This is a genomic window from Hyunsoonleella pacifica (assembly GCF_004310335.1).
Taxonomy (GTDB): Bacteria; Bacteroidota; Bacteroidia; order Flavobacteriales; family Flavobacteriaceae; genus Jejuia; species Jejuia pacifica.
Genome location: NZ_SIRS01000001.1, coordinates 317,575 through 334,840 on the forward strand (window position 1 = coordinate 317,575; position 17,266 = coordinate 334,840).

A 17,266-nucleotide genomic window follows, 5' to 3' on the forward strand; every position below is an offset into this window, starting at 1 on the left:
TAAATTAAAACAGAACTAAAATGACTAAAAAACTTTTTATAATACTAACGGTTTTCTCAATTACATCTACCGTTTTTTCACAACAAGTAAATCCACCGGCTGGTCGTATTGCCATAGTAGCAGACGGTAATTCTCCTGACCCTGATGATTTAGGAGGAACAGCAGTTTCCCTTGCATTGATTCGTGCTGCTGGTTTGGCGGATAGATTGGTACATTATTCTCATAGTTGTGATATATCCCCTTCAGATAGAATATCTAAAGAAGCTGAGAAAGAGCGTCATGCATTAATGCAAACTACTTGTGATGGTACAGCAAGGCGTTGGGGTGGTTTTGAACATTTAACGTTTATTGATGTAAAATGGAACTTAGATAAGGCTATAGAAGATTTAGCAAAAGCTATTAATGCTTCAACAAAAGAAAATCCGCTATGGATAGTAGAAGCAGGCGAGCCAGATTTAATAGGTATGGCTTTAGATGTTTCTTTAAAATCTAAGCATAAGTTTGTAAAAGTTATTACACATCATCCAGCAAACGATCAAACAGGAGAGTTTTATACTTGGGAAGAAATATTAGAATTTAATATAGAAGAAGTTCGTATTCCGGATCAAAACATTTTACTTAAAGTTGATGAAGAACAATGGGACTGGGCTAAAAATCATCCAGATAGTCGTTTAAATTGGGTTTGGTTAATGGGTAAGATAGCTGAGGTTGATAATGTTGTAAAGTTTCAAAAAGGCAAATGGGATTGTTCTGATGCAGGAATGATATACTACTGGATAACTGGTGCTAATGTTAATGATGGAGAAATTCAACCTGCAGTTTATCAAGTAAAAGATTTACTATTGGATTATATCTCAAAAAATTCCAAATAATCAACTAAATACAGCTATTGCATTATTTGAAAAACAAGTAATTTGATATCATTTTGTGTAATAAATATATCAAAACAGCAATTGCTGTTTTGAATGCTATCATCGTATTTTACATTTCTATTTGTTTGTAACATAGGCTTTAGCTGTTGTTTAGGATGATTAGAAAAAACAAATGACAAGTGTATAAAACTACATCAAAAAATGCTTTTTACGATTAGAAATTAACTGTTACAAAAATCAGTTTCTTCAAAGATGTGTTATAAGCTTCGTTGATGTTTAAACTAAAATAAATTAAATGTAAGAATGGTAAAAGTAGGATTATTTGGTATTGGTTTAGATACCTATTGGCCGCAGTTTGAAGGCTTATTAGAACGATTAGAAGGTTATCAACAACAAATTGCTAGCAAAATGGAAAGTTTTGGAGCAGAAGTAATAAATGTGGGCTTGGTAGATTCTCCCGTGGTTGCTCGAGAAAAAGCAGATGTATTAAAAACAGAAGATGTAGAGATCTTATTTTTATATGTGTCTACTTACGCTTTATCCTCTACAGTATTGCCTGTTGTGCAAAAAGTAAAATGTCCTGTGGTTATTTTAAATATACAACCCGTTGCAGCCATAGATTACGAAAGTTTTAATGCCTTAGGCGATCGTGGTAAAATGACAGGAGAATGGTTGACACATTGTCAAGCTTGCTCTGTACCAGAATTGGCCAATGTATTTAATCGCTCTGGAATAGATTATGAATTCGTTACAGGTTATCTTGATGAAGCATCTGTTTGGACAGAAATTCAAGATTGGATTGACGCTGCAAAAGTAGCAGCCGTAATGCGAAATAATAGACTAGGAGTTTTAGGACATTATTATGCAGGCATGTTAGATGTATATTCTGATTTAACCAAGCAATCGTCAGCATTTGGCACACACATAGAAATTGTTGAAATGTGTGAAGTGAAAAAGTATCGAGACGCAGTAACTTCAATAGAAATAGATAATAAAATTGAAGAGTTCAAAACTACTTTTGAAGTCATTACTGCATGTGAAGATGAAGAGTTAGTGCGTGCTGCAAAAACATCAATAGCCCTAGATAAATTAGTTGATAATCACGATTTAGGGTCTTTGGCATATTATTATGAAGGCGAAACGGCAAACGAATATGAAAATATCGTTACCTCTGTAATTGCAGGAAACACGTTGTTAACAGGGAAAAATGTACCTGTAGCAGGCGAATATGAAGTAAAGAATGCCCAAGCCATGAAGATTATGGATGCTTTTGGGGTTGGTGGGTCGTTTTCAGAATTCTATGCGATGGATTTCAATGATGATATCGTAATGTTGGGGCATGATGGACCAGCCCATTTTGCTATTGCGGAAGGAAATGTGCAATTGGTGCCACTACCTGTATATCATGGGAAACCTGGAAAAGGATTATCTATTCAAATGACGGTAAAACATGGTCCTGTTACTTTGTTATCAGTAGTAGAAGGTAAAGACGATGTGTTTTTATTAGTTGCAGAAGGCGCATCTGTAGAAGGACCTGTGCTACATATTGGTAACACGAATAGCCGTTATCGTTTTTCAATTGGCTCAAAAGCTTTTATGAACGAGTGGTCTAAACAAGGACCTTCCCATCATTGTGCTATCGGCATAGGTCATATTGCTAATAAAATTGAAAAATTAGGGAATTTATTAAATCTTAGAGTTGTACGTATCTGTTAATTAATGGTAGTTTTAATCATGATACGTCAGGATGATTTAAGCAAAATTTAGTCTTAATTTTGATAAGTAAAATTTAAAATTCTCGTGATAATGAGTAGCCTAAAAAGAATTGTATTATTATTTATCTTATTAACGTACTATTCAAATGTAAATGCACAACAAAGAACATACCTTTCCGGAGAAGACGCTGCATCGGCTGTGCGTTGGGATTTCAAAATAAATAATGGACGTAATAGCGGTTTTTGGACTAAAATTCCTGTACCATCCAATTGGGAGACAGAAGGTTTTGGATACTATATGTATGGTATGGATAAAATGGAGAATAGAAGTTCGAGTATAGCCAGTTATAAGCACGAATTCGAATATAACAAGCTTTCAGGAAAAAGATATATTCTTACTTTTCAGGGAGCTATGACAGATACAAAAGTCTTTTTAAACGATGTTGAAATAGGAGTACATCAAGGAGGTCACACAGAATTTAAGTTTGAAATTACCAAAGCACTTACAAAAGGTAAAAATATACTTGAAGTAGAAGTTGATAATTCATCCTCAAACACTTCTATTGTAAATGCAGAACGCTTTGCTGATTATTGGATGTTTAGTGGAATTTATCGTCCAGTGTTTATAGAAGAAGTGCCTAGCCAATATATAGAGCGTGTAGCTATTGATGCTCAAATGACAGGAGATTTTACAATGAAAGTATTTACTAATGGTTTGTTAGAATCGAAAATTATTGAAGCACAGTTATATGATTCAAATTTTAAGAAAATAGGAAAACCACTTAAAACAAAATCTACAGGAGCTTGCACAATTTTAAAAGCTCACTTTAACGATGTTGCGCTGTGGTCTCACGAATTTCCAAACCTTTACAGTGTTGAGGTACGATTAAAAGATAAAAAAAATGTTGAGCACACTTACAAACAAAAATTTGGGTTCAGAACTTTTGAGGTACGCGACCACGATGGCTTTTATTTAAATGGGGAACGAATTTTATTAAAGGGTGCCAGTATGCATAGTTTTAGACCGGAAACAGGTAGAGCGCTTTCAAAAAAAGATATGGAAGATAACTTAAACCTAATGAAGGACATGAATTTTAACTTTGTACGCTCCTCTTGTTATCCTGCAGATTCTCATTTTTATGATTTATGTGATACTTATGGTTTTTTGGTTTTAAGTGAATTATCCGGCTGGTGGAAACCTTTGGACAAAGAAGTTGGTCCAAAAATTTTGAAAGAATTAGTGGTAAGAGATGTGAATCATCCCTCAATAATATTATGGGGAAATGGTAATCATTTAGCACATACGCCAGAGTTTGATATCGAATTTGCAAAATGGGACATTCAAAATAGAAGACCTTTAAAAAACGAAGCCAAGTCTAATGATATTTTTGCCAATTACAATCCTAATTGGGATATCGTAAATACAACCTACTATCCAGATTATGCTGCGGTCAAGAAAAATTTATTTGAAGAAAACCACGTTTATTTACCTAATGAAATTCTACATGCACTTTATGATGGCGGTGGCGGTGCAAATTTAAAAACCTATTGGGATATGTTTGAAAAGTCTAAAGTGGCGGGAGGTATGACTATTTGGGCTTTGTTTGATGAGGGTTTAATGCGAACCGATATGGGGTATACTGTAGACAATCAATATAATAAGGCCGCTGATGGTGTTGTTGGACCACATGGCGAAAAGAAAGGGAGTTCAGATGCTATTCGTGAAATTTGGTCGCCAGTAGTAATTTCAAACAACAAAATAGATGCTAATTTTGATGGTAAGCTCAATGTGCATAACAAGTTTATTTTTACAAACTTGAATCAATGTAAAATTGTTTGGAAACTCGTAAATTTTGCAAATCCAGATGCTTCTTCAAACGGTCACAGAGTAGTGTCTTCTGGAAATGTTTCAGTAAAAAATATTGCCCCTGGAGCAAAAAGTGAATTAACCATTATTTTACCAAAATCTTATATAAAAAATGATGCATTAATTATAGAAGTAATTGATAACCATGGGAGATTGGTGTATGATAAGCGTATGCCAATAACAGAAGTGAAAAATACCTTTAGAGCATCTTCAAAAGAGGTATTTCAGCAAGATAAAAACGATGCTTTTACTTTTTATAGAGGTAACACAATCTTTCAATTTGATAAAAGTAATGGCATATTAAAATCGATTTCAGAAGGACGTAAGAAAACAAGTTTAAGTGATTTCCCTTTTCTAGTTTTACAGTCAGATGACAAAGCCATAACAAATGAAACAACAAGTACTTCAAAAGCTAAAATTGCAAAGCAAGATAGTACATTTATCATTGAAGCTAGAAATACCAAAGGTTTTGACTTTTTAAAATGGACTTTAAAACCGAATGGAGAAATAATATTAGACTATGCCTATACACCAAAATCAAGTAAATACCATTACGCAGGTATTGGTATTAAAGTAGATGCAAATGATGTATATAGAAAAAGATGGAAAGGGGAAGGCCCATGGCGAATTTGGCAAAATAGACCAGAAGGAGGTATTTTAGATGTGTATGCTTCAGACAAAAAAATAAACGTACCAGGACAGGTATACAATGGACCTGAGTTTGAAGGTTGTTTTGCTCCTTGGGATTGGGCTGTATTTTATTTAAAAGACCATGTTAATGTTGGTTTTAAAAATAGTACAGATGTTACATTAGGTGTACTAAATCCAGTTAATGGTTATAATCCGAAATTTGCATCATGGTATTATCCAAAACAAGAAGGCTTTTACTTTTTTGACGTCATTTCAGCTGTAGGCTCCAAGTGGAAAAATGCAAAAGTTTTTGGGCCAGATGCGCAACCAGTACAAATAGAAAATCAAATAACGGGTTCAGTGTCAATGTTTATTAATTGGAATAAATCAGATATAAAAGCAAAAAGAGTAGATGTAGAATTGGAATAGTGCTAAGTGAAATGGAATGATAAAAATATTATTAAGTGTATTTGTGTTTCTTGTTTTTATTTTAGATAAAGCTAATGGTCAAGATAAAGTTTGGAACAGACATGTTGTGGATAGCTCCTATAATGGGGCAGATGGTGTGCGTCTTGCTGATGTAAATAATGATGGGTTAATGGATATTACCACAGGTTGGGAGGAAAGTGGTTATACAAAAGTTTATTTGCATCCGGGTTTTAAATTAGTACAAGAAAAATGGCCGTCAGTAATCGTTGGTAAAACGCCTTATGTAGAAGATGCCGTCTTTGCTGATTTAGATGACGATGGAGCAGTAGATGTGATAAGTAGTACCGAGTGGAAGCATAAAAAAATCTATGTGAATTGGGCTCCAGTAAAATCCAAAGACTATCTAGATAAAACAAAATGGAAAACTCAGTCTATTCCAACTTCTGATGGGTTGATGCAATGGATGTATGCCTATCCTGCACAGATAGATGGTAAAAATGGTTTAGATATTATAGCAGGAGGTAAGCATGAAAATGCTCAAATTGGGTGGTTCGAAATACCAAAAGATGCTAGATGTTTAAACAAATGGAAATGGCATTCTATATCTGCTGTTTCGTGGCTAATGTCTATTATGATGAGTGATATGGACAATGATGGCGATTTAGATATTCTTATATCAGACAGAAAAGGCGCATTAAGTGGTGTACGTTGGCTAGAAAATCCAGAGACAATTAGAAAACAAAAAAAAGAATGGAAAAATCATAATATTGAAAATCAAGGACTAGAGGTTATGTTTTTAGATTTGGCAGACCTTGATGGCGATGGTTTAGAAGATGTTATTGTTACAGAAGCTAATAAGAGAAAAATATGGTTTATCAAACGTTTAGATAAAAGTGATTTAAGTTGGAAAAGTTACCCTATAGATATTCCAAAATATACAAGCAAACCAAAATCTGTTGTTGCTGGAGATGTTAACGGAGATGGAAAATCAGATTTGGTTCATTCTTTTGAAAAAGCGGAAGGGAATCTTGAAGGCATATATTGGTTGTCTTATAAAAATCTACCAACAGATGTCAAATGGGAATGACATAAAGTTAGTGGCCCTAAAGGAATTAAATATGACAGACTTGAATTGATAGATATAGATGGAGATGGCGATTTAGATATACTTACCTGCGAAGAGAATTATGGAACTAATAGCAAAGGATTGGGTGTTATATGGTATGAAAATCAACTTTCACAGAGGTAAAATGTTATCAGGCAGTTTTAAAAGAAAACCTAGAATGAAAATAATTAAGATAGCTTATTTAATTCTTCTAATGACTTTTGTTTCATTCGTAGTAAGCTGTAAAGTCAAAAAAAGTAATACTGAGGAAGAAGCAGTTACAAAACCAAATATCATTTTTATCCTAGCTGACGATTTAGGTTATGGAGATGTGGGCTTTAACGGTCAGGATAAAATCAAAACCCCAAACATTGACAAACTAGCAGAAAACGGAATGATTTTTACCAATCACTACACAGGTTCTACAGTATGTGGGCCATCACGTGCGGTATTGATGACAGGTAAACACACAGGGCATAGTACTGTAAGAGGAAATCCTAGGTGGACAGCAAGTGGAACACCTGTAGATATAAATGCCAAAGACATTACTGTTGCAGAAGAATTAAAACGAGCAGGTTATACGACAGGGATTGTAGGGAAATGGGGATTAGCTGAAAACTTAACCGATGGTAGACCAAATAAACAAGGTTTTGATTATTTCTACGGATTCAATCAGCATTCGCCAGCACATCATTATTATCCTGAAAGTATTTTTGAAAACGAGAAGAGAATTACCTTAGATGGTAATAATCCTCAAACAAAAGAAGGACAACATATTCACTATAAAATTACAGAAAAGGCTACAGAGTTTATCAATAAAAACCATGAAGCACCTTTCTTTTTATATTTAACGTATACCATTCCTCATTTCGAATTAACCATTCTTGAAAAAGAAAAAGAACAATACAAGAACTTAGGTTGGCCAAAACGAAAAATGACTCCAGGGCATTATCGTCACGATGAAGATGGACATATTACTTATGCTGCTATGGTTTCTACAATGGATAGAGATATTGGAAACCTTGTAAAACAATTAGAAACACTAGGTGTAGCCGATAATACTTTAATCGTTTTTACTAGTGATAATGGACATGAATATGACGATTTAAAAAATGAATTTTTCAATAGTAATGGTCATTTTAAAGGGCATAAGCGTGATTTATACGAAGGCGGTATCCGCACTCCATTTGTAGTTTATTGGCCTAATCAAATTAAAGCAGGTTCAACCACAAATCATATTTCTGCGTTTTGGGATTTCTTACCCACAGTATGTGAATTGGCAGGTATAAAACCCACAAATGAAATCGATGGTATTTCCTATTTGCCAACACTTTTAGGAAATAACGCTGAACAACAAAAACACAATTATTTGTATTGGGAATTTAATGAAAGACAAGGGCCAATTCAAGCAGTTAGACAAAACAATTGGAAAGCAGTTAAATTCGATAAAAAACCTTTAGAGTTATATGATTTAAGTAATGATATTGGAGAGCAAAAAAATATAGCAGAACAATATCCAGAAAAGGCGAAGGAGCTTCTGTATTTTATAAACAATTCTAGAACAGAACATCCAGAGTTTCCTTTGGTAAGAAAGAGACAGAAATAATTACTATTTAAAGTTTTTTATGAGAACTAAATATTTTATTTTAATAGTGATGAGTATTTACTTTGTAGTGATGATGTTTTTTACATCATGTTTGGCAAATTCAAGTTCAGCTAACACAGAAAATCTGTTTCTTCAACAAAACTTCAAAAATCCGCCAGCATCTGCGAAACCCCGAGCAATGTGGTTTTGGATAAATGGGAACGTTACAAAAGAAGGCATAACAGCCGATTTGGAAGCCATGAAAAACGTAGGCATTCAAGGCGCGTTAATTTTTAATGTCAACTTAGGAAATCCAAAAGGTTTTGCCGATTATTTAAGTACCGCTTGGCTAGATTTATTTCATTTTGCAGCCTTGGAGGCCAAACGACTAGAACTCGAGTTGAGTTTTCATAATGGCGCAGGTTGGTCGTCGACAGGTGGCCCATCAATTACACCAGAAAATGCCATGCAAGAACTGGTTTTTTCTGAAACAATTCATAGTGGGAATAACACATTTAATACTAAACTGCCCCAGCCTAAAACACATTTAAATTATTATAAGGACATCGCCATTCTTGCTTTTCCAAAACCTAAAAGCGATCAACGCATCAATGATTTAGACACAAAAATGCTTTCGCATAAAGTTAGAAATCACTTAAGTCCAGATAGCAAGAAAATTTCTAATCTAGCTGTAGTTAAAACATCAGAAATTATTGATTTGACATCAAAACTTACCAAAGATGGGGTTTTAAAATGGGAAGCCCCTAAAGGCGAATGGGTTATTTTGCGAATTGGACACACACCTACGGGCGAAAAAAATCGTTTTCCTAGTGATGGTGGGGGCGGTTTAGAATGTGATAAAATGAGCAAAAAGGCTGTTGATGTTTTTTGGGAAGGCGGTATCCAACCCATTATTAAAAAATTGGATACACTAATTGGTACAGCCGTAACAAGATGCCATATAGATAGCTACGAAGTAGGCACCACAAATTGGACCCCTAACTTTGCTGAAGCATTCGAAAACCTCCGCGCTTACAACTGTAAAGCCTATTTGCCTGCCTTAGCGGGGTATTACGTAGAAAGTGGCGAAGAAACAGAACGGTTTCTCTGGGATTTTAGACGCACCGTTGGAGATTTAATTGCTAAGAATTACTATGGGCATTTTGGAGCGCTTTGTCGTAAAAGCGGAATGCAATTTTCTACAGAACCCTATTGGGGCCCGTTTGATAGCATGCAGGTAGGAGCAACTGCCGATGTGGTAATGTCTGAATTTTGGAGTGGTAGTTTGGCCTTTTTTGACTCGCCTAAATTTGTCGCTTCCATTGCCAAATTAAATGGAAGCCCAATTGCCGAAGCAGAATCTTTTACAGGTATGGGCGGCTGGAATCAGCACCCAGGCACACTAAAAGCTATGGGAGATTTAGCTTGGGCGCAAGGTATCAATCGCTTTGTTTTTCACTGCTATGTACACCAACCTTGGAATGTAGGACCAGGGTTAACACTACAGGTTTTTGGAACAGATTTTAACCGTTTAAATACATGGTGGAACCAAAGCAAACCTTTTGTAGATTATATTAGTAGAGGTCAGTTTTTATTACAACAAGGCACCTCGGTAGCCGATGTTTTAGTGTTTACAGGAGAGGCATCTCCAAATGATGCGCTTTTAATGCCAGAATTAAAAGCATTAGGCTATGATTATGATGTTATTGGATCGAACAAAATACAATCATTAACGGTAAAAGATGGCCTTATTTACACTACAGTTGGAGAAACATACAAGGCTTTGGTATTGCCTTCAATCGAATGGATGACCCCAAAAACACTTACCAAGATTGAAGAACTAGCCCGCTTAGGGGCACAAATTAGTGGGCCAAAACCCAAAAAATCGCCAAGCCTCGAAAAATATCCTATTTGTGATGCTAAGGTTACCGAGTTGGCTAACAGTTTATGGGATACAGGCCGTATAAAAGACACTTCTATTTTAGATATTTTAAAAAAAGGAACATGGCTTCCCGATTTTTCAATTGAAAACGAAACCAATGCCGCTATCGATTTTATTCACAGAAAAACCGAAAACAGCGATATTTATTTTATAGTAAATGCCAAAAAAGAAAGTCGAGAATTGGCCTGTCGTTTTCGAGTAACAGGAAAACAACCAGAACTTTGGAATGCAGAAACAGGAGAAATTACTAATGCTTCGGTATGGCGAAACAATGGAGATGGCACCACAACAGTAGCAATTCCTTTTGAATCTCAAGGCGCTGTATTTGTTGTTTTTAAAACTCCTGTAACTACTAAAAGGCATATCGTAAGAGCCACTATCACAACTCAAAAACCCGAACCCATTTTGCCTTCAGAATTACAAATAATAAAAGCAGAATACGGAACATTTTTACCTGATGGTTTGGTTGACGTAACAGAAAAAGTAGCTAAAAACGTTGCTAATAACAAATTGTCTGTGCAGGCGACTCGCAGTCTTTGTTCTGGCGATCCAGCCCCTGGCTATAAAAAAGAGTTGCGTATTCAATATAAAGTTGGAGAAGTGCTTCACGAAAAAAATGCCATGGAAAAAGAATGGCTAGAGATAGATGCGGCTAACAAAGGACAATTAGTGATTTTAAAAGCTGTTTTTGGGAAATTTGCGAGAGGAACACACAGCATCCCGCCAAATAAACCTATTTACGATGTTACAGAAAAAATAAAAGCAATCGTAGATTCTGGTACCTATGAAATTTCTGTAAACGATGGCTTACTAAATAAAAACAATAACACTAAAAATGCGTTACGTGTTAGTTATACCATTAGTAATGAAAAGAAAACAGCTTTAGTTGCCGAAGGAAGCACTCTAAAGTTAACACAGGAAAGTCCTAAGTCTAAATTAATTAACACTAATAATACGGTGGCTTGGGTCACTCCATATACTGGTGAAATTACTTATAGTACTTCTAAGGGAAAAACCAAAACCTTAACAGTAAAAGCAATACCTAAACCTATTGCGCTTTCTAATGCGTGGAACGTGAGTTTTCCATTAATAAACAAAGATACTTTACAGACCACATTTCAGCAACTCATGTCATGGGCAGATGCTACAGAAAAGGAAATTCGCTATTTTTCAGGTACAGCAAGCTATAAAAAAGAATTCAATATAAGCGCAGAGCTACTTAAGCCTAGCAACGCTTTACAATTAGATTTAGGCAATGTAAAGGTAATTGCAGAAGTCATCCTTAATGGAAAAAACCTTGGAGTATTATGGAAAGCCCCGTACAGCATTAATATTGATGACGCTGTGGTAAAAGGCACCAACGCACTTGAAGTAAAAATTACAAACCTTTGGCCAAACCGATTAATTGGCGACGAACAGTTGGAGCTAGATTACAAACGAAGAGGGCCACATATAAAAGAATGGCCCAAGTGGCTTTTAAACAGTACTAATAGACCAACAGAACGTGTTACTTTAGCGGCATTTAAACATTATAATAAAAACTCAGAACTTTTACCATCTGGTTTAATAGGTCCTGTTAAAATTAATGTTTATAGAGTAAAGAAATTATAGAAAATTAAAACAAAGTTTATTTAAATTTTAAATTAGCTCACAAAATTAAAAAACAATGAGAATAATAGCTTTATGCTTAATGTTACTACTGTGTGCAGCTTGTAAAAGCAAACAAGATACACCACCCCGACCTAATATCATCATTATAAATGTGGATGACATGGGCTGGAAAGATGTTGGTTTTATGGGAAGCAAATACTATGAAACCCCTAATATAGATCACCTCTCCAGTTTAGGAATGGTATTTACAAACGGCTATGCATCGGCCTCTAACTGCGCCCCTAGTAGAGCCAGTTTAATGACGGGGCAGTGGACACCACGACACGGCGTTTACACTGTTAGCCCTTCAACACGAGGTAAATCTGAAGACAGAAAAATAATTCCCATAAAAAACACCCATACCTTATCCCCAAAACACCTCATTTTACCAAAGGTTTTGCATGAAAACGGATACCTAACCTGCCATGCGGGAAAGTGGCATTTAAGTGATAACCCTTTGGAGTATGGTTTTGATGTGAATATTGGAGGGGGACACAATGGGTTACCTAGAAGTTATTATCCACCGTATAAAAATGTAAAAATAGAAAAAGGCAATAGCCAATATTTGACTGACTTGGTTATGGAAAATGCTTTAAAGTTTATAGATACAGTTCAAAAACCATTTTGTTTGAACTATTCGCCTTATGCAGTTCATGTACCTATAATGGCAGTAGATAGTATTGTGCCTAAATATGAAAAAAAATCACCATGGAAAGGTCAAGGTAATGCTGAGTATGCTTCTATGGTAGATAATTTGGATAGAAATATAGGGTTACTTATCAATAAATTAAAAGACAAAAATCTTTTTAAGAATACACTAATTGTTTTCACATCAGATAATGGCGGTTTGTATGGAATTACGAAACAAAAACCATTAAGAGCAGGAAAAGGAAGCTATTATGAAGGCGGCATTAGAGAGCCTTTTTTCTTTGTATTAAATGGTAAGATTCAACCAAATACAAAGAGTGAAGTTCCTATAACGAATTTAGATATTTTCCCAACAGTACTACAATATGCTGGAATAAGTGCGAATACACTTCGGTTAGATGGAAATAATTTGACACCTGTTTTAGAAAAAGAAGTAGAAGTTTTTGAACGTCCTTTATATTGGCATTTCCCAATTTATTTACAAGCTTACAATGTAAATGATAATGAAAATAGAGATCCTTTATTTCGTACAAGACCAGGTTCTGTTATACGTAAAGGCAATTGGAAATTGCATTATTACTTTGAAGATAATGGCGTAGAGTTATATAATTTATCCGAAGATATTGGAGAACGCAATAATCTAGCAAAAGTAAACCCTGAAAGAGCAGATGAATTATTAACACTTTTAAAGGCTTGGTGGAAAAATACCAATGCGCCAATTCCAACGGAGTTAAATCCTGAATATAAAGAGTAATATAAAGACCCTTTTTAGAGTGAATATTTAAGCTTAAACCATTTATTGGAAAACCAGCATTTCATTCAAATTAATAACAACACAATTTTGAAACATCTAAATATATCTTTACTCTTTTTTTTCATATCAATAGTTCCTTATGCGCTGTTTTCGCAGGTAGTGCCTTACGATTTAAAATTAGAGTACAGAGAAAATCCAGAAGGCGTAGATGTTAAAAAACCACGTTTTTTCTGGAAATTACAATCGGAGGAAGCTGGGCAGTATCAAAAAAGTTACCAACTGATTGTATCTACTTCAAAAGAAAATATCGAAAAAAATATTGGGGACGTTTACAATTCCAAAAAGGTAAGAAGTGCCGAAACCACACAAATAGTATATGAGGGAAAGCCTTTAGAATCAACAACTCAGTATTACTGGAAAGTAAGGGTTTGGGATAAAAATAACATCTCAAGTTGGAGTAAAACATCAACATTTTCAACGGGTATATTTTCGATAGACGATTGGAAAGGCGCACAATGGATTGCTTGGAGAAATCAAGAAGAATGGGAAGCAGAATGGTGGCGTAAAAAAAAGGTGGAGTCTGGAGCAACAGAATTTCAATTGCCAAGTTATTTTGGTGCACATTTAAACATGTTTGAACGGTATCATTTTTTTGATGACAAAAAACACGATCCAGCACCACTTTTAAGAAAAAGTTTTAATGTGCAAAAAAGGATAAAACGAGCCAAAGCATACATAAGTGGCATTGGGTATTACGAGCTATACATCAATGGGAAAAAGATAGGGAATTCCGTTTTAGATCCTGGTTGGACAGACTATAGAAAAACCATTTTATATGCCACACACGATATTACCAATGAAGTAAAAAATGGCACTAACGCAGCAGGAGTAATGTTAGGCCGTGGTTTTTACGGTATGATGGCTTACGATCACTGGGGGTTTTATAAAAAAAATGGATGGATTGGTCAGCCAAAATTAATATGTCGCATAAAGGTAGAATATGAAGATGGCACTACAAAAGAAATTGTGAGCGATTTAAGTTGGAAAGTTACAGGCGGGCCGGTGGTGTATGATGGACCACATATGGGCGAAATTTATGATGCTACAAAAGAAATTGAAGGTTGGAGTGATGCAGCGTTAGACGATGCCACTTGGGATAACGTAAAACCAGCACCCCATCCAGGAGGAGAACTTGTGTCACAAATGTGTGAGCCCATTCGTGTGACCAAAACGTTTCATCCAGTAGCTACAAAAAATTCGAGTAGAGGACAATGGTTTGATGTAGGTACCAATATGTCTGGTTGGGTACGATTACGAATAAAAAATGCTACAAAAGGACAACGTGTAATTATTTATTTTGGTGAAAGCAAAGACCCTATTACAGTGAGTCAACCCGGAGGGCTTCAGCAAATGGCCTATGTTTGTAAAGGTGATGGTGTAGAGTATGCTGAAAGTCGTTTCTCATACAAAGGGTTCCGTTATATTAAGATAAAAAGTTTTAGAAAGCTCAAGTTTAGTCTAGACGATGTTGAGGTAAAGTATGTACATTCTGATGTGCCACGAGTAGGTCACTTTGAATCATCGGATGAGACAGTAAATGCAGTTCATGATATTTGTCGTAAATCACTAATATTCAATTTACATAGCATTCCTACTGATTGTCCACATCGTGAGAAAAATGGTTGGTTAGGCGATGCTGTTACAGGAATGGAGTTTGGTATGGCGAATTATGATTTGGCTGCTTTAATGACTAAGTTTACAAGAGATATTTTTGATACACAAGATAAATTAGGAGGCATACCTGCCATTGCTCCAGCGAATAAATACGGCTCAGGAAAATCCACATTATGGTCGTCTGCTGGTGTTCATATCCCTTGGTATATGTATCAATATTATGGAGATATAAGGTTGTTTGAAAACTATTGGAAAAACATGATGCTTTGGGTAAAACGTTCTTGGGAATACAACAACATTGCAGAAAAAGACGGCATGTTTAAAGAGCGTTTTAACGACTGGGTAACACCCTATGATGCAACGTATAAAGGCGGTGGTAAACCTGGAGGGAATGAGGTCATTGCTTCAATGAATTTTTATTTAGCTCTTAAACGTTTGTCACACATCGCTAAAAAATTAGGAAAAAACAAAGATGAAAAAAGGTTAAATGTACAAGTTGAACGGATGTATAAAGGCATACAAAAATATGCATTTGACGACAAGAAATTAGAGTATGTAGGTTTAAAACCATTTAATGAATTTTTACCTGTGGTTAATATTTTAGCACTCAATTACGGTATTGTTCCAGATAAATACAGAGCTCAACTCGAAAAAAAAGTGGTAGATAATATTGTTAAAGATAAAAATTACCACCTATGGGGAGGCGTGTTTACAGTACATTCTGCCTACGAGTATTTGCCTAAAAATGGTTATGCAGACCTTATGCATAAAGTGGTAATTAACGAAGAATGGCCTTCTTTTGGTTGGATGATTAAGAATGGAGCAACAACATTGCCAGAGGGCTATAAATTTACTGCTTCTAATATCCATCATTTTATGGGAGCGGTAGATAATTTCTTTTATCGCCATTTAGTGGGTATTAACGTTGATGAATCCAAACCAGGTTATCAAAATATCGTTTTAAAACCTAATTTTATTAAAACTATGAATTTTGCCAAAGCAAGTTACAACTCTATTCATGGAGAGATAAAAGCGGCGTGGAAGAAACTAGATAAGAACACTTATGAGTATTCTGGGTTTATTCCAGTAAATTGCTCAGCTACTGTGGTTTTACCTCATAAAAATGTAACCCTACCCTCAGGAAAATTCAATTTTAAGGTAAAGATTTAGGTAATAACTAGGGGCTTTGCAAATCATAAAAACGTGTTAAGCTTAAGTGCCAAAATACAATCAAGAAAATAATTAAATATTACACAAAAAACTAAAACATTATGCAAGCACTATTAGGAATCATATTTCATTCATTGGGAGGCGTAGCCGCAGGAAGTTTTTACATGCCATACAATAAAGTAAAAGGCTGGTCTTGGGAAACCTATTGGATGGTAGGTGGCGTTATGTCTTGGTTAATTGTGCCTCCAATTGCAGCATATTTAACCGTTCCGGGGTTTGTAGAAATTATTGCAGGAAGTTCTAGTACTATTTTAGGATTTACCTTTTTAATGGGTTTACTTTGGGGTGTTGGTGGTTTATCCTATGGATTGGGTGTTCGATATTTAGGTATGTCCTTAGGAAACTCTGTAGTCTTAGGGTTTTGTGCTGCATTCGGGGCTATTGTGCCTTCTATTTATTACAATTTTAGTCCCCAAGAAGGGAAAACATCTTTTACAGACATGATAAGTTCAACAGGTGGTCGCGTTGTTCTGTTAGGTGTTTTGGTATGTTTAATAGGTATTGCAATTTGCGGAAAAGCAGGAATGTTAAAAGAGGGCGAACTTTCAGAAGAAGAAAAAAAGAAAAGTGTTGCAGAATTCAATCTAGTAAAAGGGTTAATTGTTGCAGTACTTTCAGGTATTTTAAGTTCCTTTTTTAGTTTTGGTATTGAAGCAGGAAAGCCGTTGGCTGATGCTGCTGTGGCCGCAGGTTATGATCATTTATTTGCGAATAATGTGACGTTTGTTGTCATTCTATGGGGAGGTTTAGCTACCAATTTTGTCTGGACCACCTATTTGAGTTTAAAAAATAAGGCGTATAAAGACTTTACAAATAAGCAAACACCTATTTCTAAAAACGTACTGTTTTCTACTTTGGCAGGTACCGTTTGGTTTTTGCAGTTTTTCTTTTACGGTATGGGCGAAAGCAAATTAGGTAATGGTGCCAGTTCTTGGATTTTACATATGTCTACCATTATTTTAACCGCAAACCTTTGGGGTGTATATCGCAGGGAGTGGCATGGTGTTGCTAAAAAAACCAAATGGACAATAACATCAGGAATTATAGTGATTATATTATCTGTTGTTTTGGTGGGAATAGGAAATTCTGTATAGAAGTTAAACCTGATACTACAGGATAATATAAAGCAAAATAAAAATTAATTTTAAAAATAATTTTTATTTAA

9 protein-coding genes are annotated in these 17,266 nt (G+C 35.3%); all 9 read left to right on the top strand.

The genetic code is table 11. The annotated features are described in order from the left end of the window. The first annotated feature begins 20 nt into the window (after positions 1 to 20). A complete protein-coding gene (locus EYD46_RS01285; protein WP_130935246.1) occupies positions 21 to 872 on the top strand; it encodes a hypothetical protein in 852 nt (283 codons plus the stop codon). 303 nt (positions 873 to 1,175) lie between these two features. Continuing rightward, positions 1,176 to 2,588, top strand: coding sequence for an L-fucose/L-arabinose isomerase family protein (locus EYD46_RS01290; RefSeq protein WP_130935247.1), 1,413 nt, complete (start codon positions 1,176 to 1,178; stop codon positions 2,586 to 2,588). A 90-nt stretch (positions 2,589 to 2,678) separates the two neighbouring features. After that, complete coding sequence (locus EYD46_RS01295; RefSeq protein WP_130935248.1) at positions 2,679 to 5,513, top strand: glycoside hydrolase family 2 protein; 2,835 nt, start codon at positions 2,679 to 2,681, stop codon at positions 5,511 to 5,513. 16 nt (positions 5,514 to 5,529) lie between these two features. Further along, entirely contained in the window at positions 5,530 to 6,600 is a 1,071-nt protein-coding gene (locus EYD46_RS01300) for an FG-GAP repeat domain-containing protein (protein ID WP_130935249.1), read from the top strand. Positions 6,601 to 6,796: 196 nt separating this feature from the next. Continuing rightward, positions 6,797 to 8,224, top strand: coding sequence for an arylsulfatase (locus EYD46_RS01305; protein WP_206662880.1), 1,428 nt, complete (start codon positions 6,797 to 6,799; stop codon positions 8,222 to 8,224). A 19-nt stretch (positions 8,225 to 8,243) separates the two neighbouring features. After that, positions 8,244 to 11,756, top strand: coding sequence for a glycosyl hydrolase (locus EYD46_RS01310; RefSeq protein WP_130935250.1), 3,513 nt, complete (start codon positions 8,244 to 8,246; stop codon positions 11,754 to 11,756). A 55-nt stretch (positions 11,757 to 11,811) separates the two neighbouring features. After that, entirely contained in the window at positions 11,812 to 13,197 is a 1,386-nt protein-coding gene (locus EYD46_RS01315) for a sulfatase (RefSeq protein WP_130935251.1), read from the top strand. Between the two features lie 87 nt (positions 13,198 to 13,284). Next, positions 13,285 to 16,041, top strand: coding sequence for a family 78 glycoside hydrolase catalytic domain (locus tag EYD46_RS01320; protein WP_130935252.1), 2,757 nt, complete (start codon positions 13,285 to 13,287; stop codon positions 16,039 to 16,041). A gap of 101 nt (positions 16,042 to 16,142) precedes the next feature. Continuing rightward, on the top strand, positions 16,143 to 17,195 hold the full coding sequence (gene rhaT / locus EYD46_RS01325; RefSeq protein WP_130935253.1) for an L-rhamnose/proton symporter RhaT: 1,053 nt from the start codon (positions 16,143 to 16,145) through the stop codon (positions 17,193 to 17,195). The last annotated feature ends 71 nt before the right edge of the window (positions 17,196 to 17,266 follow it).